This window comes from Streptomyces sp. NPDC006925, assembly GCF_042869575.1.
GTDB lineage: Bacteria > Actinomycetota > Actinomycetes > Streptomycetales > Streptomycetaceae > Streptomyces.
This window is the reverse complement of sequence record NZ_JBIAGB010000008.1, coordinates 106,840-125,761: the sequence shown is the minus strand read 5'-3', so window position 1 is coordinate 125,761 and position 18,922 is coordinate 106,840. Positions and strand designations below refer to the sequence as shown.

Below are 18,922 nucleotides of genomic sequence, written 5' to 3'. Positions count from 1 at the left end.
CCCTAGAGGCGCCCACCGACAGCCGCCGCCGACGCCCGTCCGGACCGCCCCGGCCGGGGTGCTCAGCCGGTGGGCCCCGACCCCTGCACGGCGTCGCTGACCACGTCCGGCTTGTTCGAGATGATGCCGTCCACTCCCGCGTCGGCGACCTTGCGGGCGGTCTCGGCGTCGTTGACGGTCCAGGTGAAGATCTCCATTCGCTTGTGGTGCGGCCCCTTGAGGGCGTGGACGGCCTTCACGTAGTCGGCGGTGGCGTCGGTGTGGGTGGGGTTGATCTGGTCGGCGAACGCGGCGTAGTCCTTCAGGTCGGCCGCCTTGGGGGTGCCCAGGAAGCCGGTCTTCACCTCGGGGCGCTGCTGGTGCACCTTCTGCACCGCGCCCTTGTCGAAGCTCTGGACGATGAGCCTGCTCCTGGTGTGCCGGCGGTCCAGCCAGCCCTGCCGGTCGAGCTCGTCGAGGGTCTCGCGTTCGATGCCCGGGTAGAGCGCGGGCGACTTCAGCTCCAGCAGCAGGTCCTGCCCGTTCCTCGTGAGCCGGTCCAGGTACTCGCCCAGGGTGGGGATCCGCTCGCCGGTGAACTTGCTGTCCAGCCAGCTTCCGGCGTCCAGCGTCTTGATCTCCTTGAGGGTGAAGTCGGAGACCTTCCACGGGCTGCGGTCCGGGAAGCGCTGTTCGACGTCCGTGGTGCGGGAGAGCGTGGTGTCGTGGATGACCAGCAGTTTGCCGTCCTTGGTGCGCTGCACGTCGTTCTCGACCCAGTCGATGCCGAGATCATGCGCCTTGTCGACCGCGGCCAGCGTGTTCTCCGGCGCGTAGGCGGACGCCCCGCGGTGGCCCACGGGGAGCGGGGACCGGTGCGGTTTTCTGGCATCGGACGAGGGCTGCTCCAGCTCCGGGTCCGGGTCCTCGTCGTCGCCGAAGCCCGGGAAAACGGAGAAGTCTAGGACCGGATCCGGCGTCTGTCCCGCCGGGCGGGGTGAGGCCGCTGCGGAAGGCGCGGTGGTGAGGAAGAGCGCGCTCATACCCAGCAGCGCACCTGCGGCGGCAGCGGTCAGCGGGCGTATCGACATGCGGGACTCCTCGCTTGTACCTGCACGGACTGCCGAGACAGTTCCCGATGCGCAATACAACCAAGCCAGGACAAAGTGACGGGGTGCTGAACGGAGCGTGGTCAAGCCTCTGACCTGCGGCGAAGAAAACTGGCAGCTATCTGCCAGTGGGGCGTAGTTTGCGCGCGGAACCCCGTTGTCAGTGCCGAGTCGTACCGTGGTGGACATGCGGCCCAACACCGAGATCGAACGCAAGGTGGCGCCCTTCGAGGTCGTCAGTCCGTACCAGCCCAGCGGCGACCAGCCGACCGCCATCGCGGAGCTCGCGCAGCGGGTCACCGCAGGTGAGAAGGATGTCGTACTGCTGGGTGCCACGGGCACCGGCAAGTCGGCCACCACGGCGTGGATGATCGAGAAGCTGCAGCGCCCGACGCTGGTGATGGCGCCGAACAAGACCCTGGCCGCACAGCTCGCGAACGAGTTCCGGGAGCTGCTCCCGAACAACGCGGTCGAGTACTTCGTCTCGTACTACGACTACTACCAGCCGGAGGCGTACGTCCCGCAGACGGACACCTACATCGAGAAGGACTCCTCGATCAACGAGGAGGTCGAACGGCTGCGGCACAGCGCGACGAACTCGTTGCTCACCCGGCGTGACGTCGTGGTGGTCGCCTCCGTCTCCTGCATCTACGGCCTGGGCACCCCGCAGGAGTACGTCGACCGCATGGTGCCGCTGAAGGTCGGCGAGGAGATCGACCGGGACGCGCTGCTGCGGCGCTTCGTGGACATCCAGTACCAGCGCAACGACATGTCGTTCACCAGGGGCACCTTCCGGGTCCGCGGCGACACCGTCGAGATCTTCCCGGTGTACGAGGAGCTGGCGGTCCGCATCGAGATGTTCGGGGACGAGATCGAGGCGCTCTCCACCCTCCACCCGATCACCGGCGAGATGATCACCGAGGACCAAGAGCTGTACGTCTTCCCCGCCTCGCACTATGTGGCCGGTCCGGAGCGGATGGAGCGCGCCGTCGCGGCCATCGAGGCCGAGCTGGCCGCGACGCTGGAGTCGATGGAGAAGCAGGGCAAGCTCCTGGAGGCCCAGCGGCTGCGGATGCGGACGACGTACGACATCGAGATGATGCGGCAGATCGGCACCTGCTCGGGAATCGAGAACTACTCGCTGCACATCGACGGCCGCGACCCGGGGACGGCGCCGCACACCCTGCTGGACTACTTCCCCGAGGACTTCCTGCTGGTCATCGACGAGTCGCACCAGACGGTCCCGCAGATCGGCGCCATGTACGAGGGTGACGCCGCCCGCAAGCGCACGCTGATCGACCACGGCTTCCGCCTGCCCTCCGCGCTGGACAACCGCCCGCTGAAGTGGGAGGAGTTCCTGGAGCGCACCGACCAGACGGTCTATCTGTCGGCCACCCCCGGCCCGTACGAGCTGGCCCGCTCCGACGGCTATGTGGAACAGGTCATCCGCCCCACCGGGCTGGTCGACCCGGAGGTGGTCGTCAAACCCACCGACGGGCAGATCGACGACCTGGTCCACGAGATCCGGCTGCGCGAGGAGCGCGACGAGCGGGTGCTGGTCACCACCCTCACCAAGAAGATGGCCGAGGATCTGACGGACTACTTCGTCGAACTGGGCATCCGGGTCCGCTACCTGCACAGCGACGTGGACACCCTGCGCCGCATCGAACTGCTGCGCGAGTTGCGCTCCGGCGAGTACGACGTGCTGGTCGGCATCAACCTGCTGCGAGAGGGACTCGACCTGCCCGAGGTCTCCCTGGTGGCGATCCTGGACGCCGACAAGGAGGGCTTCCTGCGCTCCGGCACCTCGCTGATCCAGACGATCGGCCGCGCGGCGCGCAACGTCTCCGGCCAGGTCCATATGTACGCGGACAAGGTCACCCCCGGTATGGAGCGGGCGATCGAGGAGACCAACCGGCGCCGCGAGAAGCAGATCGCCTACAACCAAGAGCACGGCATCGATCCGGAGCCGCTGCGCAAGAAGATCGGCGACATCGTCGCGGACATCGCCCGCGAGGAGGTCGACACCGAGGCGCTGCTGGACACCGGCTACCGCCGGCGGGACGAGACGGGCAAGGGCAAGGCCCCCACCCCCGCGCTGGGCAAGGGCAAGGGTGCCGGCTCCGGTGAGCTGACCGACCGGCCGGCCGCCGAACTCGCCCAGACCATCGAGGATCTGACCGAGCGGATGCGCGCCGCCGCCGCCGAGCTCCAGTTCGAGGTCGCCGCACGGCTGCGCGACGAGGTCGGGGAGCTCAAGAAGGAGCTGCGCCAGATGAAGGAGGCCGGGCTGAAGTAGCCGGGAGCGGTGCCCGCGGCCGGGCCGCCGCGCGGAGTGTTGCAAGACCGACACAAGTCGCGGGCGCCCTCCCGGCCGCTCCGCGCTCTTGCGTAGGGTGCTGCATCTGGTGGCCGTCGGCCTGTGGCGGCCCCGGTTCAGAGAGGGGACGCACGTGTCGGTCAACTTGTCCAAGGGCCAGGGCATCAGCCTGCAGAAGAGCGACGGGGCCAGCCTCACCGCGGTGCGCATGGGCCTGGGCTGGAAGGCCGCACCGCGGCGGGGGCTGTTCGGCAAGCGCACCAAGGAGATCGACCTCGACGCCTCGGCGGTGCTCTTCGCCGACAAGCAGCCCGTCGACGTCGTCTTCTTCCGCCATCTGGTGAGCGACGACGGCTCGGTCAAGCACACCGGTGACAACCTGGTGGGCGGCTCGGGCGAGGGCGGCGACGACGAGGCGATCCTGGTGGATCTGCAGCGCGTCCCGGTCCACATCGACCAGATCGTCTTCACGGTCAACTCGTTCACCGGCCAGACCTTCGCCGAGGTCGAGAACGCCTTCTGCCGCCTCGTCGACGAGACCACCGGCCAGGAGACGGCCCGCTACACGCTCACCGGCGGCGGGCAGTACACCGCGCAGATCATGGCCAAGGTCCACCGGCAGGGCAGCGGCTGGCAGATGACCGCCATCGGCGAGCCCGCCAACGGCCGTACCTTCCAGGACCTGATGCCGACGATCCTGCCGAAGCTGTGAGCTGTGAGCTGTGAGCTGTGAGCCGCGCGCTGCCGCCGAGGCCCTGTCCCGTCCGGTCGTGACCTGTCCGGTCCGGCCGAGGCCGTGACCCGTCCGGTGCCGCCGACGCGGTGACCGGCCCCGGACCGTCGATGCGACCGCCCCGGGCCCGCCCGAGCGGCAGCGGTCCCGGTCCGCGGGGGCCCGGGTGGCCCCGTCCGCCGAGTACGAGAGCCGCAGGGGAGAGGCACGACGATGACGGCCGAGCTGGTCCGGGGGCAGAACCACCCGCTGCCCGGTACCCGGATGGAGATCCGGGTGACGGCGGGTTCCCCGGTCGTCGCCGGGGCGACGCTCAACGATGCGCAGGGGCGGATCCGCGGGGCGGAGTGGGCTGCCCACCCGGCAGCCCCGCGGCTGCCCGGGGTGGAGGTCTCCCGCCGGGCGGCGGCCGTGCACCGCCTGGCCCTCGACCCGGGGGCGCTGCCCCAGGACGTCGAGCGGGTGAGCATCCTGCTGGCCCTGCCCGCCGGGCCGGGCGCTCCGTCGGGGTTCGCCGGCCTCCCCGCACCCTTCCTCGCCGTCACCGGACCGGACGGTACCGAGATCGCCAGCTACACGGTGACGGGACTCACCACCGAGTCCGCCGTCGTCGCCCTGGAGCTGTATCTGCGCCGGGGCGGGTGGAAGGTGCGTGCTGTCGGGCAGGGGTACGCGGACGGCCTCGCGGCCCTGTTCGCCGACCAGGGACTGGCCGAGGCGCGCACGCTGGCCGCCGCCGTCCAGGAGGCGGTCGCGGCCGGCGCGGACGACGCGGTCGCGCCCCCTCCGCAGGGGCAGGTCCGGCACGCCGCGGTGTCCCGCGGCGCGGCCGAGGGGCCCGCCGCGGCGCCGGGCCGGAGCGGCGGACCGGCACCGGAGGACCCGCCTCTCGCCGCCGCGTCGGGCCGGTCCGCCGCTCCGGCCGATGGCGCCTCTCCCGGGGGCACGATCGACTACCGCCATCCGCGCCGCGCACCGGCGAGCACCGGAGCCGTGCAGCCGGGGGGCGGGTCTCCGCCGCCCCCCATCGGACCGGGGTCCGGGGAGGACGCGGGAGCGCAGCCGGTGGCGGGCGACGCCCCCGGCTGGTCGATGGAGGAGCGGCTCCACAACCAGGTGTGGGGCATCTTCGAGGACCTGGCCCGCAGCGTGGCCGCCTACCGCTCGGCTGTGGACTTCGCCGACGCGCGCAGGGAGCGCGAACTGGACGGGGTGCTCGCCGATCCGCAGTCCCGGGTCGGCCCGGCCGCGGCGGAGGCCCGCGCCCGGGCCGAGGCCAAGCACAGCGCGCTGGTGGAGCAGGCCCGTGCCGCACTGGAGCGGGACGCGGCGCAGCTCGAGGCCGAGGCGGAGGTGGTCGAGCCGGCTCTGCCACCGGCGATGGCCCGCTGGGACAACCCCGTCTGGCACGGCTACCGGCCGCCCACCGAGCGTCCTCTGGCGCTCCGGGTGGGCGATCTGAGCCTCCCGGAGCGCGCCGGGCTGCGGGTTCCCCTGCTGGTGCGGCTGCCCCTGGAGCGGGGCCTGTGGATCGACAGCGGCCGCTCGCGGAGCCGCGAGGCAGGAGCGGCGGACGAGGACGAGCTGCGTCGCCTCGCGCAGACGACTGCCGCCGCACTGGCCGCCCGCGTCCTGGCCGTGCACCCGCCGGGCGAGCTGACCCTCCGGGTCATCGACCCGGCGGGCGCGGCGGCCACCGCGCTCCTTCCGCTGGTGGAGTCGGGCGTGCTGGCGGATCCGCCCGCCGCTGGCGCCTCCGGTGTCGCCCGCACCCTGGAACGGCTGACGCAGCGCGTGGATCTCGTCCGGATGGCGGTGCGCAGCGGGGCCACCGACGCGCTTCCGCCCGACCTGGACCTGGCCGACCAGCTTCTGGTCGTCCACGACTTCCCGCACGGCTTCGACGACCGGGCCGTCAACCAGTTGCGCTACCTCGCGGACGAGGGGCCCGCGGTCGGTGTCAGCCTGCTGCTGGTCGCCGACCGGGACGAGGCGCGCGGCTTCGGTCCGCTGCTCGATCCGCTGTGGCGCTCGCTGCTGCGGCTGACCCCGGTCCCGGACGACCATCTGGCCGATCCGTGGGTGGGTCACGCCTGGACGTACGAGCCGCTGCGGGTGCCCGCCGGCAGCCGGGTCGTGCCGCAGGTGTTGCGGCATGCCGCAGCCGCGCGCCGCACGGCCGGCGGCTGAGCACCGCCTCCTCCCTTCCCCGAGGCCGGAAGCGGAAACCTGAGACCGGGACCGTGCCCGACCGTGCCCGACCGCCTTCGCGGGGGCGGGTCTTGGGGTCCGCTCGACCATGCCCTTTACCTTTACATGGTTTTACTTTACTCTCTCTTGTATCGGAGGGGAGTATTCCCAGCCATGCGGTGATCCCGTCAGTACGGGCCGGACAGGACGGCCCCGGGGCACCGGCCCGGCCCGCTGCGGGCGGCGGCCTCGGGTGGAAGAGACCTCCGGCCCATGCTCGAATGCAAGCCGGAGGATCACGCATGGACATATCCATGACCACCTGGGCGCTGACCATCGTGGGTCTGTCCGCCCTCATCGCGGTGGACTTCTTCATCGGCGGCCGCAAGCCGCACGAGGTCTCCCTCAAGGAGGCGGGCATCTGGACGACCGTCTGGATCGTCCTCGCCGCACTCTTCGGGCTCGGCCTCTTCCTGTTCGGGAACGGCCAGGCGTCCGGCGAGTTCTTCGCGGGCTTCATCACCGAGAAGTCCCTGAGCGTCGACAACCTCTTCGTCTTCGTGCTGATCATGGCGAAGTTCGCGGTGCCGTCGATCTACCAGCAGCGGGTGCTGATGGTCGGCGTGCTCATCGCGCTGGTGCTGCGCGGTGCCTTCATCGCCGCCGGGGCCGCGATCATCTCCACCTTCTCCTGGGTCTTCTTCCTCTTCGGCGCTTTCCTGGTCTGGACGGCGTGGAAGCTCGTCCAGGAGGCCCGCTCCGGTGGCGACGAGGAGGAGTTCGAGGAGAACCGGCTGCTCAAGGCCGTCGAGCGGCGCTTCCCCTCGACGGACAAGTACCACGGCACCAAGCTGTTCGTCGTCGAGAACGGCAAGCGGCTGATGACGCCCATGCTGATCGTCATGCTGGCGATCGGCACCACCGACGTGCTGTTCGCGCTGGACTCCATCCCGGCGATCTTCGGCCTCACCCAGGACCCGTACATCGTCTTCACCGCCAACGCGTTCGCCCTGATGGGCCTGCGGCAGCTCTACTTCCTGATCGGCGGCCTGCTGCGGAAGCTGGTACACCTCTCCTACGGGCTCTCGATCATCCTCGGCTTCATCGGCGTCAAGCTGGTGCTGCACGCGCTGCACGAGAGCGGGGTCCACGTTCCGGAGATCAGCATCCCGGTGTCACTGGGCGTCATCTGCGCCGTGCTGATCATCACAACGATCACCTCGCTGGCGGCCTCCCGCAAGCAGGCACGGGCCGCGGCGGAGGCCGAGCGCGACGAGCGGACCCGTACGGGTTCCTGACCTCCGGCCCCTGACCGGTCACCCGCCTCCGGCAGCGCCCGGAGCCCCCGTCCCCCGGCCCCGCCCCACCACTCCTTCCGGTAGGGGGCGGGGCCGGGACCGCGCCCGGCGCCGACGGCCGGCGACCCGCCGCATCAGCGGCTGACGGTCACCCGCTGTGCGGCACGCTCCCCGTTGACCAGCACCGCAAGGGTGACCGTGCCCGGCCTGCGCCCGGTCAGGGTGCCGTCCGCCGGATCGTAGGAGGCCACACAGCGTCCGCGGGGCACCGCGCCCTTCACGCACAGCCCCCGTGAGCCGGGCCAGTCCGCGCTCACCGGCCAGCCGACCGGAACCCGGCGTGCTGTCGGCCCGCTGCCCTGCCGCACGGTCGCCGACGCGGTGGCCCGCCCGCCCACCGTGAGTCGCTCGGGCGCGTCCAGCAGCAGCGCGTCCACGTGGGCGCGGGTCTGCACCGAGAGCCAGTCCCCGTCGCGCTGCCGGCCCTGGTCCACACCCAGCAGCGACCAGCCGGTGAAGCCGCCCGCGCCCGGCGGAGCGGCCGGAGCCTTGGCCGCGTTCCCGTTCACCAGATACGGGACCCCGTCCACCCGGGAGGCGTCGAAGACGCCGACATGCCCCGCCACCAGGGCCGCGCCCTTGCCCGAACGGGCCCGGAAGTCGGCCAGCCAGCCCTCCAGCAGATCGGCCTCCATCCGGTCCGTGAGCTGGCTGGCCCGCGCCGGGGTGGGATCGCGGGGCGGTACGTGCTCGACGACGGCGACGGAGTCGATGCCGCGGTCCCGGGCGGCCTCGTCCAACTGCCGGCGCAGCTCCTGGAACTGGGCAAAGCCGCCGCCCCGCACCGTCAGCGACGAGGTGTCCAGCGTGATGAACCGGGTGCCGCGGTGGTCGAACGTGCGCTGCGCGGGCCCGAACTCCTGGACGAAGTGGTCGATCGAACCGCCCATCACCTCGTGGTTCCCCGGCACGTAGTACCAGTCGACCGCGTCCCCCAACTCCTCCTCCAGCACCGTGCGCGCGAACGCCAGGTCCGCCGGGGTGCCCTCGTCCACCAGATCCCCGTCGACGAGCAGGAAGTCGGGCCGGGCGGCGCGGATCTCGCGCAGGGTCCGGCGTGCCTGCTGCACGGCCTCGCTGTCCGGATCGCGCGCGACGAACTGCGCGTCCGACATCACCGCGAACCGCCAGTCGCGCCCGGCGGTGTCGGCGGCCGTGGAGATCAGCGGATCGTGCGGGCGCCCGGCCTCCGGCAGGTCGATGTCCGGCGGCGTCCTGGCGACCAGTTCGTCCAGCACCACCGAACCCTCGTACTGCGCGGTGGGCCGGGTCTCGGCCAGGTAGAAGCGGCGCAGCGTGAGCGGATACGCCACGCCTTCGGGGACCTCGAAGGTGACCTGGCGCCAGTCCCGCCACTCCACCAGCGGGCCGCGCAGCACCTGGTCGGTGCCCGCCGCGTCCTTGAGGTGCAGCGAGGGCCAGGCACCCGAACCGTCCCCTCTGATCCACAGGGTGAAGCTGCGCGGCTGCCCGGGGATCTCCCGCTCCGCGGGCGGGTTCGCGTAGGCGGCACGGGTGGCCGTCGAGTGGGTGAAGTCGTAGCTGAGCTTGAGCCCACCGCCGTCCTTGCCGCCCGGTTCGGGGGCCACCGAGCCGGCGGCCCGGGCCGCGCTGAACGTCCAGTCGGACGCGTCGCCGAAGTCGGCCACCGGCTGCTCCCGCAGCCCCACGGTGACGGCCAGCCGGGTCGTGTGCCCCCGCACGGTGACGGTCACCGTGCCGGACGCGGACTCCTGCCCGGAGCGGGTCGTGACGGTGAACCTGCCGTCGGCGGCGTCCTCGTCCGCGGTGACCGAGAAGAGCGCGTGGTCGTAGGACAGCTGCGCGTCCGCGGGCTCGACGGGTGCGCTGTTGCCCTGCGCGTCGTATCCGACCAGCCCGAAGGACCCGCTGGCGCCGCCGTCGGCCAGACCCACCCGGTCCGTCGTGGCGCGTACCCGGTCCAGCGGCCCCAGGACCCGCAGCTTCGTGGTGCCCTCGGCGGCGCCGGCCCGAGCGGTGACCGAGGTGCTGCCCGTTCGGCGGGCCCGGAAGACGCCCTGCGCGTCCACCCGGCCGACGTCCGGCCGCGCCGTCCGCCACCGGGGGCCCGGCGCGCCTCGTGCCGGGCCGTAGGTCTCGTCGTACGGGGCGGCGGTCAACACCCGCGTCAGCCCGGGGAAGACGCGGTCGGGGTGGCCGCCCGGCATGCTGTCCGCCGTGGCCGCCTCGCGCGAATCCAGGGCCGTCTCCACCCAGAATCCGGACAGCCGCCCAGAACCCTTCGGCGCCGTCAGCGCCAGCGCGTCCGCGACCTCCCGCTGCTCGCCGTCGGAGGGCGCGTTCTCCAAGCGGAGAGCGGTGCCGCCCGGCTTCCGGGCCAGCAGCGTGGAGGAGCCGCCGCCGTCCAGGTTGAGGGCGTTGTAGGCGCCCAGCTTCTTCATCATCCGGGCGAGTTCGGTCAGCGTCACCCCGCCCGAGGCCGCCTGCCTGCCGTCCACCGTCAGCACGTGCATCGTGCCGCCGTCTTTGGAGAAGCCCACGGCGGTGCGCGGCGCCGCCGTGTTGTTCGGCCTGCCGTCCCAGTCCTGCGGGGTACCGTCCTCGACCAGCACGCCGCGTCCGCCGACTGCCGTGCGCGGCAGCGGGGAGCCGTCGTCGGTGCGCATCCGGTAGGCCACCTCGACCGGGTCGCCCGGGTGCAGCGCGGCGAGCCGCTCGGCGCCGTCGCCCCGGCCCAGCAGGACGTTCACCCCCTCCGGGATCTCGCCCTTGCCGGGCTTCCGGGCCACCGAGGTGACGTCGCCGTCCCGCACGGCCACCTCGGTGACCTCGGGATCCTGGTCGACCGTCAGCGCCCGGTCGGCACCGCCCCAGTCCGCGTCGTACAGCCCGATGCCGTCCTCGGCGACATCGGCGGCGTCCCGGCCACCGAGCGGTACGTCGCCCGCCGGGAGGGTGACCGTGCCCTCGAAGTACAGGTCCAGGATGCGGCCCGCCGCGTCCGGCCCGATGCCGACCGCCTCGGAGACCCCGGGCGCGGGGGAGTGGACGGGCCGGCCGTCGCGGACGCCGGGGCCGAGCGGGGCGCCGGTCTCGTTGATGTCGAAGAAGTCGGCGTTGAGCGCCGCGATGGTGCGGCGTCCCGGTCCGGGATCGTGCTCCGCAGCGAGGTCGCCGACCGTCCGGCGTTCGGTGACCTTGCCGGAGGAGAGGTAGTCGGCACTCGTACCCGTCCGGGCCCGGCCCAGGTCGAGGGTGAGCGCGTCCGCACGCAGCCAGCTGTCCGGTTCGAGCCGGTCGAAGGAGGTGAGCTGCGCACCCGGCGCGAGGGGCCGGGTGGTGCGGGAGAGTTCCATGCCGTCGCCGGCCGGCCCGGGGGCGGCCCGGTCTCCGGCGCTGTCGGCCGCGGCCGGCCGGGGCGTGTGCTGCTCCACCGCGGCCCGGGCCGTACCGGCCGACAGCAGGCCGGCCAGCAGCGCGGCGGCGGTCGCCACCGGGAGCAGCGGAGCGGCGAGTCTTGCGCGAGCGTGGACCTGTCTCACAACGTCCCCCACAAAGACCAGTGTTCTCGGCACTTTCTGCGCACAGTGCCGCACAGGGTCCCAAGGGGGACCGGTCTACACCAGAGGTCCGGAGCGAAGTCGGGGGAAACGCTGCGTATCTTCCACCGGTTGGCCGCAGGGCAGGCACGCCCGGCGGAGCGGCGGACCGTCCGACTTCGGGCTGCTGCCGACCGCTGCCGGCCGCAGGGCGCCCGGTGCGGTCCGCACCGGGCGTGGCCTCGTACCGGGCGTGGCCTCGTACCGGGCGTGGCCTCGTACCGGGCGTGGCCTCGTACCGGGCGTGGCCTCGTACCGGGCGTGGCCCGCCGTCCCCGGACCGGGCATCCCGGACCGGAGCGCGCTCTCGCCGCGAGCGTCTCAGCCCGCGACGAGCTTCCCCTGCTCCACCTTCACCGGTACCGCCGGCAGCGCCTCGGTGGCGGGACCCTGCGCGACCTTCCCCGAGTCCACGCGGAAGCGGCTCCCGTGCAGCGGGCAGACCGCCATCTCGCCGTCGATCTCGCCCAGGACGCTGCCCTGATGGGTGCAGATCGCGCTGAATCCTTTGAAGTCGCCCTTCTCGGGCTGGGCGACCAGCACCTTCTGCTCGGCGTACAGCTTCGCGCCGCCCACCGGCACGGCTTCCGCGTCGCCCAGCTCGACCGGCTCGTCGGGGGCGGACCCCGACGTGTTCTTCCCGGAGTCACCGCCGCACCCGGCGGTGGTCAGTCCCAGCGCGGCCAGCGCGGCCCCGCACAGTACGGTGCGGCGCGTGGCCGGCGATTCCTTGCTCGTCGTCACGCGCCGCACTCTACGTCCGGCCCGCCGCCCCGCGCACCTGACCGGCGCTACGCACGGGTCAGGGCAGTGCGCCGGGTCAGCGCTTGCGGGCGGCCTTTCCGGCGGTGGCCCCCGCCGCGGTCTTCTTCGCGGGCGCCTTCTTGGCCGCGGCCTTCTTCGCGGGGGCCTTCTTGGCGGCCGTCTTCTTCGCGGGCGCCTTCCCCGCCGCGGGCCGCACCGGGGCGGACGCGTCGCTGACGCGGTCGCCCAGCACGTCGCGGAGGAACTTCCCGGTGTGGCTGGCGGGCTCTGCCGCGACCTGCTCCGGGGTGCCCTCGGCGACCACCAGGCCGCCGCCGTTGCCGCCCTCCGGGCCGAGGTCGACGACCCAGTCCGCGGTCTTGATGACATCGAGGTTGTGCTCGATCACCATCACCGAGTTGCCCTTGTCCACCAGGCCCTCCAGGACGCCGATCAGCTTCCTGATGTCCTCGAAGTGGAGGCCGGTCGTCGGCTCGTCCAGGACGTAGACGGTACGTCCCGTGGAGCGCTTCTGCAGCTCGCTGGCGAGCTTCACCCGCTGCGCCTCACCGCCCGAGAGGGTCGGTGCGGACTGCCCGAGCCGCACGTAGCCCAGGCCGACGTCGTTGAGCGTCCGCAGATGCCGGGCGATGCCGGGCACCGCCTCGAAGAAGTCCAGGGCCTGCTCGATCGGCATGTCCAGGACCTCGGCGATGTTCTTGCCCTTGAAATGCACCTCCAGGGTCTCCCGGTTGTAGCGCGCACCGTGGCAGACCTCGCAGGGGACGTACACGTCCGGCAGGAAGTTCATCTCGATCTTGATGGTGCCGTCGCCGGCGCAGTTCTCGCAGCGGCCGCCCTTGACGTTGAAGGAGAACCGGCCCTGCTGGTAGCCGCGCACCTTCGCCTCGGTCGTCTCGGCGAACAGCTTGCGCACGTGGTCGAAGACGCCGGTGTAGGTGGCCGGGTTGGAACGCGGGGTACGGCCGATGGGCGACTGGTCGACGTGCACGACCTTGTCCACGAGGTCGTCGCCCTCGACCCGGGTGTGCCGGCCGGGCACCGCCTTGGCGCCGTTGAGCTCGCGGGCGAGATGCGTGTAGAGGATGTCATTGACCAGCGTCGACTTCCCGGAGCCCGACACGCCCGTGATGGCGGTCAGCACGCCGAGCGGGAAGGAGACGTCCACGTTGCGCAGGTTGTTCTCCCGTGCCCCGCGGACGGTCAACTGCCGTGCGGAGTCGGCGGGGCGGCGCACGTCGGGGGTGGGGATCTCGCGCTTGCCGGTCAGGTAATCGCCCGTCACGGAGTCCTCGTTGGCCAGCAGCTCCTTCAACGGGCCGCTGTGCACCACCTTGCCGCCGTGCTCGCCCGCGCCCGGACCGATGTCCACCACCCAGTCGGCCGCCTTGATGGTGTCCTCGTCGTGCTCGACGACGATGAGGGTGTTGCCCAGGTCGCGCAGCCGCACCAGGGTCTCGATCAGCCGGTGGTTGTCGCGCTGGTGCAGCCCGATGGACGGCTCGTCCAGCACGTACAGCACCCCGACCAGCCCGGAGCCGATCTGGGTGGCGAGCCGGATGCGCTGTGCCTCCCCGCCCGAGAGGGTGCCGGCGGCCCGGTTGAGCGTCAGGTAGTCCAGGCCGACGTCCACCAGGAAGCGCAGCCGCTCATTGACCTCCTTGAGCACCCGCTCGGCGATCTGCTTGTCGCGCCCGGTCAGCGTCAGCTCGCGCAGGAAGTCGGCGCACTCGGTGATCGACATCGCGGAGACCTCCGCGATGGACTTGTTCTGCACGGTGACGGCCAGCACCAGCGGCTTGAGCCGGGTGCCCTCGCAGGCGGGGCAGTTCACCTCGCGCATGTAGCCCTCGAAGCGCTCCCGGCTGCTGTCGGTCTCCGCCTCGGAGTGCCGGCGCTTCACGAACGGCACCACGCCCTCGAAGGCGGTCGTGTAGGCGCGCTCGCGGCCGTACCGGTTGCGGTACCGGACCTCGACCTGGGTCTTGTGGCCGTGCAGCAGGGCCTTCTTGGCGCGGGCCGGTAGGCCCGCCCACGGGATGTCGGTACGGAAGCCGAGCGCGTCGGCCAGCGCGCCGATCAGCCGGCCGAAGTACTCCTTGGTGTGGCCGTGCGACCACGGGTGCAGCGCGCCCTCGTCCAGCGACTTGTCCTCGTCGGGGACGATCAGTTCCGGGTCGACCTCCATCCGGGTGCCGATGCCGGTGCACACCTGGCAGGCGCCGAAGGGTGAGTTGAAGGAGAAGGAGCGCGGCTCCAGCTCCTCGAAGGAGAGGTCGTCGTAGGGGCAGTACAGGTGCTCGGAGTACATCCGCTCGCGCTGCGGGTCGTCCGGCTCCAGGTCGACGAAGTCGAGGATGATCATGCCGCCGGAGAGGCCGAGAGCCGTCTCCACCGAATCGGTGAGCCGCCGCTTGGCGCTGCCCTTGACGGTCAGGCGGTCGACGACCACCTCGATCGTGTGCTTCTCCTGCTTCTTCAGCTTCGGCGGCTCGGACAGCTGGACGGTCCGCCCGTCGACCCGGGCGCGGCTGTAGCCCTTGGTCTGCAGCTCGTTGAAGAGGTCGACGAACTCGCCCTTGCGCTCGCGCACCAGCGGGGAGAGCACCTGGAAGCGGCTGCCCTCCTCCAGGCCGAGCACCTTGTCCACGATGGCCTGCGGCGACTGGCGGGCGATCGGACGGCCGCAGACGGGGCAGTGCGGCTTGCCGATGCGGGCGTAGAGCAGCCGCAGGTAGTCGTAGACCTCGGTGATGGTGCCGACCGTCGACCGCGGGTTGCGCGAGGTCGACTTCTGGTCGATGGAGACGGCGGGGGAGAGCCCTTCGATGAAGTCCACGTCGGGCTTGTCCATCTGCCCGAGGAATTGCCGTGCGTAGGCGGAGAGCGACTCCACGTAGCGCCGCTGGCCCTCCGCGAAGATCGTGTCGAAGGCGAGCGAGGACTTGCCCGAGCCCGAGAGCCCCGTGAAGACGATGAGCGAGTCGCGGGGGAGGTCTATCGAGACGTTGCGGAGGTTGTGCTCGCGAGCGCCACGGACGAGAAGACGGTCGGCCACGCCTGTTGGCACCTTTCGTGTGGGAGGCGGGGAGCCCGCGTCGAGCGGGAGTCCCCGACCAAGAGTAGGACGGCGCCGCCCGGAGTGTCGTTCGCCTCGGGTTCGGGAGCCGGGCTCGACCATATAGCACGTTCATTCGAATCGCGGCGGATCCGGCTGTCTTCCCCTCGAACGAGGGACGCCAGTAGCTTTGGATCATGACCACGCCTGCGACCACGCCCGTCCACGACACCGAACTCCTGCGGAGCGCGACCGGCCACCTGCTCGCCGCCGCCGCCGGGCTGACGGCGGCCGAGGCGGCCGAGCCCTCCCACCTCCCCGGCTGGACCCGCGCCCACGTGCTCACCCACCTCGCCCGGAACGCCGACGCCCTCGTCAACGTGCTGGCGGGCGAACCCATGTACGCCAGTGCCGAGGCCCGCGACGCGGACATCGCGCACGGGGCCGGCCGCTCCCCCGACGCGCTCGCCGACGACGTGCGCACCAGCGCGGCCCGCCTGGAGCGGGCCTTCGCGGCCCTCGGCGACGAGGAGTGGAACCGCACCGTCACCCTCCGCAACGGTGTGACGGACCTCGCCTCCTCGCTGCCCTTCCGCCGCTGGATCGAGGTCGAGCTGCACCACGTGGACCTCGGGGTCGGCTACACGCTGGAGGATCTGCCGGGCGCCTTCGTGGACCGCGAGCTGGCCAACATGGCGCGCCGCTTCGCCGGGCACCCCGACATCCCCGTCGCCGTCGAGCTGCGCGCGGAGGACGGCAGGAGCTGGCGCACCGGCGCCGCGGAACCGGGCGCCGAGGGCCCCTTCGTCGTCGCCGGGAGCCCCGTCGCGCTGGTCGGCTGGCTGACCGGCCGGACGAACGGCAGCGGCCTCTCGGCGCGGGGTTCGCTGCCCGCACTGCCCGCACTCTAGGGTTGGCGCATGCCTTACAGCGGAACGGTACAGGTCGGCGGCCCCGCGGACGTGCACGAGCTGCGGGACCTGATGATCTCCAAGGTCGCCGTCGGCCCCATGGACAACAACGCGTACCTGCTGCGCTGCCGGGCCACCGGCGAGCAGCTCCTGATCGACGCCGCGAACGACGCGGGCACCCTGCTGGAGCTCATCGGTGACGACGGCATCGCCTCCGTCGTCACCACACACCGGCACGGCGACCACTGGCAGGCGCTCGCGGAGGTGGTGGACGCCACCGGAGCCCGCACCTGCGCCGGACGGTACGACGCGGAGGGCATCCCGGTCCCCACGGACGTGCCGCTGGAGGACGGCGACACGCTGCGGGTGGGCGGGGTCGAGCTGACGGCGCGCCATCTGACCGGGCACACCCCCGGCTCGATCGCCCTGGTCTACGACGACCCGAGCGGTCACCCGCACCTGTTCACCGGCGACTGCCTCTTCCCCGGCGGGGTGGGCAACACCTTCGGCGACGCCGACCACTTCGTCCAGCTCATCGACGACGTGGAGACCAAGCTGTTCGACCGACTCCCCGACGAGACCTGGGTCTACCCCGGCCACGGCGGGGACACGACGCTGGGCGCCGAGCGCCCGCACCTGGCCGAGTGGCGCGAGCGCGGCTGGTAGCCCGCGCGGCGGTGCCGGGACGCGCGCCCGGCACCGCCGCCGCACGCCCGTCCCCGGCGGCCGCGCGCTGATCGCTGTCACCCGGCGCCAGTAGGGTGGGTCACATGGCAGACCCCTCCACCTACCGTCCGAAACCGGGAGAGATCCCCGACTCGCCCGGGGTCTACCGCTTCCGCGACGAGCACCGCCGGGTGATCTACGTCGGCAAGGCCAAGAGCCTGCGCCAGCGGCTCAACAACTACTTCCAGGACCTCGCCGGGCTGCACCCGCGCACCCGCACGATGGTCACGACGGCCGCCTCCGTCGAGTGGACGGTGGTCGGCACCGAGGTGGAGGCCCTCCAGCTCGAGTACACCTGGATCCAGGAGTTCGCCCCCCGGTTCAACGTCAAGTACCGCGACGACAAGAGCTATCCGTCGCTCGCGGTGACGATGAACGAGGAGTTCCCCCGCGTCCAGGTGATGCGCGGCCCCAAGAAGAAGGGCGTGCGCTACTTCGGCCCGTACGGGCAGGCCTGGGCCATCCGCGAGACGGTCGACCTGATGCTGCGGGTGTTCCCCGTGCGCACCTGTTCGGCGGGCGTCTTCAAGCGGTCGGCGCAGATCGGCCGGCCCTGTCTGCTCGGCTACATCGGCAAGTGCTCGGCGCCCTGCGTGGGCCGGATCACCCCCGAGGAGCACCGCGAACTCGCCGAGGAGTTCTGCGACTTCATGGCCGGGCACACCGGATCCCACCTGCGCCGCCTGGAGCGGGAGATGCAGGCGGCGGCCGAGGAGCTGGAGTACGAGCGGGCGGCGCGGCTGCGCGACGACATCGACGCGCTCAAGCGCGCCATGGAGAAGAACGCGGTCGTGCTCGCCGACGCCACCGACGCCGACCTGATCGCGGTGGCCGAGGACGAGCTGGAGGCGGCCGTCCAGATCTTCCACGTCCGCGGCGGCCGGGTGCGCGGCCAGCGCGGCTGGGTCACCGACAAGGTCGAGGCCGTCGGCACCGCCGAGCTGGTCGAACACGCGCTGCAGCAGCTCTACGGCGCCGAGCAGGGGGACGCGGCCACCGGCGGCGGCAGCGGCGGGGTGCCCAAGGAGGTGCTGGTCCCGGCGCTGCCCGAGCCGGCCGGACCGATAGCGCAGTGGCTCTCCGAGCGCCGGGGGGCGCAGGTGAGCCTGCGGGTGCCGCAGCGCGGCGACAAGCGGGCCCTGATGGAGACGGTCGACCGCAACGCGCAGCACGCCCTGGTGCTGCACAAGACCAAGCGCGCTTCGGACCTGACCACCCGCTCGCGGGCCCTGGAGGAGATCGCCGAGGCGCTCGACCTGGACTCGGCGCCGCTGCGCGTCGAGTGCTTCGACATCTCGCATCTGCAGGGCGACGACGTGGTGGCCTCCATGGTGGTCTTCGAGGACGGGCTGGCGCGGAAGAGCGAGTACCGCCGCTTCCAGATCAAGTCCTTCGCGGGCCAGGACGACGTGCGCGCCATGCACGAGGTCGTCAGCCGCCGCTTCCGCCGCTACCTGGTGGAGAAGCAGCGCACCGGCGAGTGGCCGGACGAGGAGCTCGGCGGCGAGCTGGAGTCCGGGCCCGCCCCGGAGCCGCCCGGGCCCGCCCCGGAGCCGTCCGGGAGCGAGCCGCCCGGGGGAGCGGAGCCGACCGCCGCGCGGCAGCCGGCCCGGGGGGCCGGCCGGGACGAGGACGGCCGCCCCAAGAAGTTCGCCTACCCTCCGCAACTGATCGTGGTCGACGGTGGCCGGCCGCAGGTGGCGGCCGCACAGGCGGCACTGGACGAACTCGGCATCGACGACGTCGCCGTCTGCGGCCTGGCCAAGCGGCTGGAGGAGGTCTGGCTGCCGGGCGAGAGCGACCCGGTGGTGCTGCCGCGCAGCAGCGAGGGCCTCTACCTGCTGCAGCGCGTCCGCGACGAGGCGCACCGCTTCGCGATCCGCTACCAGCGCGGCAAGCGCGGCAAGCGGCTGCGCGGCAGCCCGCTGGACGCCGTCCCCGGACTGGGCGAGACCCGCAAGAAGGCCCTGCTCAAGCACTTCGGCTCGGTCAAGAAGCTGCGGGCGGCCTCGGTGGAGGAGATCTCCGAGGTCCCGGGGGTGGGCCGGAAGACGGCGGAGACCGTGGCCGCGGCGCTCTCCGGCGCCGCCACCGGCCCGGCCGTGAACACCGCGACCGGTGAGATCGTTGAAGATGAGTGAAATGTGGCGCCGAGACCGCCATCGATACGAAGATCGACACATCGGGGGATG

The 18,922-nt window shown here is 72.1% G+C and carries 11 protein-coding genes; 7 read left to right on the top strand and 4 right to left on the bottom strand.

Annotated features, from left to right (window positions below):
- Window positions 1-62: 62 nt before the first annotated feature.
- Window positions 63-1,070 (bottom strand): glycerophosphodiester phosphodiesterase family protein, encoded by a 1,008-nt coding sequence (locus ACFYNS_RS13855; protein WP_360293832.1) that lies wholly within the window; start codon window positions 1,068-1,070, stop codon window positions 63-65.
- 205 nt (window positions 1,071-1,275) lie between these two features.
- Between ACFYNS_RS13855 and uvrB the strand changes: the two genes are divergently transcribed.
- The 4 genes from uvrB (at window position 1,276) to ACFYNS_RS13835 (ending at window position 7,629) form a co-directional block, all read left to right on the top strand.
- Window positions 1,276-3,387 carry an excinuclease ABC subunit UvrB gene (gene uvrB / locus ACFYNS_RS13850; protein ID WP_388602776.1) on the top strand — a complete coding sequence of 704 codons (2,112 nt, stop codon included), beginning with the start codon at window positions 1,276-1,278 and terminating at the stop codon, window positions 3,385-3,387.
- Between the two features lie 154 nt (window positions 3,388-3,541).
- Window positions 3,542-4,120, top strand: a complete 579-nt coding sequence (locus ACFYNS_RS13845) for a TerD family protein (RefSeq protein ID WP_026004936.1) — start codon at window positions 3,542-3,544, stop codon at window positions 4,118-4,120.
- Between the two features lie 234 nt (window positions 4,121-4,354).
- On the top strand, window positions 4,355-6,331 hold the full coding sequence (locus ACFYNS_RS13840; RefSeq protein WP_360293838.1) for a TerD family protein: 1,977 nt from the start codon (window positions 4,355-4,357) through the stop codon (window positions 6,329-6,331).
- A gap of 302 nt (window positions 6,332-6,633) precedes the next feature.
- Window positions 6,634-7,629 (top strand): TerC family protein, encoded by a 996-nt coding sequence (locus ACFYNS_RS13835; protein WP_388602774.1) that lies wholly within the window; start codon window positions 6,634-6,636, stop codon window positions 7,627-7,629.
- 134 nt (window positions 7,630-7,763) lie between these two features.
- On the opposite strand, the gene ACFYNS_RS13830 is transcribed toward ACFYNS_RS13835, so the two are convergent.
- The 3 genes from ACFYNS_RS13830 to uvrA form a co-directional block, all read right to left on the bottom strand.
- A complete protein-coding gene (locus ACFYNS_RS13830; protein WP_388602771.1) occupies window positions 7,764-11,165 on the bottom strand; it encodes a phosphodiester glycosidase family protein in 3,402 nt (1,133 codons plus the stop codon).
- Window positions 11,166-11,591: 426 nt separating this feature from the next.
- On the bottom strand, window positions 11,592-12,023 hold the full coding sequence (locus tag ACFYNS_RS13825; RefSeq protein ID WP_388602769.1) for a Rieske (2Fe-2S) protein: 432 nt from the start codon (window positions 12,021-12,023) through the stop codon (window positions 11,592-11,594).
- 67 nt (window positions 12,024-12,090) lie between these two features.
- Window positions 12,091-15,093, bottom strand: coding sequence for an excinuclease ABC subunit UvrA (gene uvrA / locus ACFYNS_RS13820; protein WP_388602767.1), 3,003 nt, complete (start codon window positions 15,091-15,093; stop codon window positions 12,091-12,093).
- Window positions 15,094-15,290: 197 nt separating this feature from the next.
- On the opposite strand from uvrA, the gene ACFYNS_RS13815 reads away from it, so the two are divergent.
- From ACFYNS_RS13815 to uvrC, 3 genes are all read left to right on the top strand, one after another.
- Window positions 15,291-16,004, top strand: a complete 714-nt coding sequence (locus ACFYNS_RS13815; RefSeq protein WP_360293853.1) for a maleylpyruvate isomerase family mycothiol-dependent enzyme — start codon at window positions 15,291-15,293, stop codon at window positions 16,002-16,004.
- A gap of 9 nt (window positions 16,005-16,013) precedes the next feature.
- Window positions 16,014-16,670 carry an MBL fold metallo-hydrolase gene (locus ACFYNS_RS13810; protein WP_360293855.1) on the top strand — a complete coding sequence of 219 codons (657 nt, stop codon included), beginning with the start codon at window positions 16,014-16,016 and terminating at the stop codon, window positions 16,668-16,670.
- 104 nt (window positions 16,671-16,774) lie between these two features.
- Window positions 16,775-18,871 carry an excinuclease ABC subunit UvrC gene (uvrC, locus tag ACFYNS_RS13805; RefSeq protein WP_360293858.1) on the top strand — a complete coding sequence of 699 codons (2,097 nt, stop codon included), beginning with the start codon at window positions 16,775-16,777 and terminating at the stop codon, window positions 18,869-18,871.
- The last annotated feature ends 51 nt before the right edge of the window (window positions 18,872-18,922 follow it).

What these genes read in the sequence shown, in the direction of transcription:
- ACFYNS_RS13855 (WP_360293832.1), bottom strand. Translation starts at nt 1,070, where the DNA reads ATGTCGATACGCCCGCTGACCGCTGCCGCCGCAGGTGCGCTGCTGGGT.
- uvrB (WP_388602776.1), top strand. Translation starts at nt 1,276, where the DNA reads ATGCGGCCCAACACCGAGATCGAACGCAAGGTGGCGCCCTTCGAGGTC.
- ACFYNS_RS13840 (WP_360293838.1), top strand. Translation starts at nt 4,355, where the DNA reads ATGACGGCCGAGCTGGTCCGGGGGCAGAACCACCCGCTGCCCGGTACC.
- ACFYNS_RS13835 (WP_388602774.1), top strand. Translation starts at nt 6,634, where the DNA reads ATGGACATATCCATGACCACCTGGGCGCTGACCATCGTGGGTCTGTCC.
- ACFYNS_RS13815 (WP_360293853.1), top strand. Translation starts at nt 15,291, where the DNA reads ATGACCACGCCTGCGACCACGCCCGTCCACGACACCGAACTCCTGCGG.
- ACFYNS_RS13810 (WP_360293855.1), top strand. Translation starts at nt 16,014, where the DNA reads ATGCCTTACAGCGGAACGGTACAGGTCGGCGGCCCCGCGGACGTGCAC.
- uvrC (WP_360293858.1), top strand. Translation starts at nt 16,775, where the DNA reads ATGGCAGACCCCTCCACCTACCGTCCGAAACCGGGAGAGATCCCCGAC.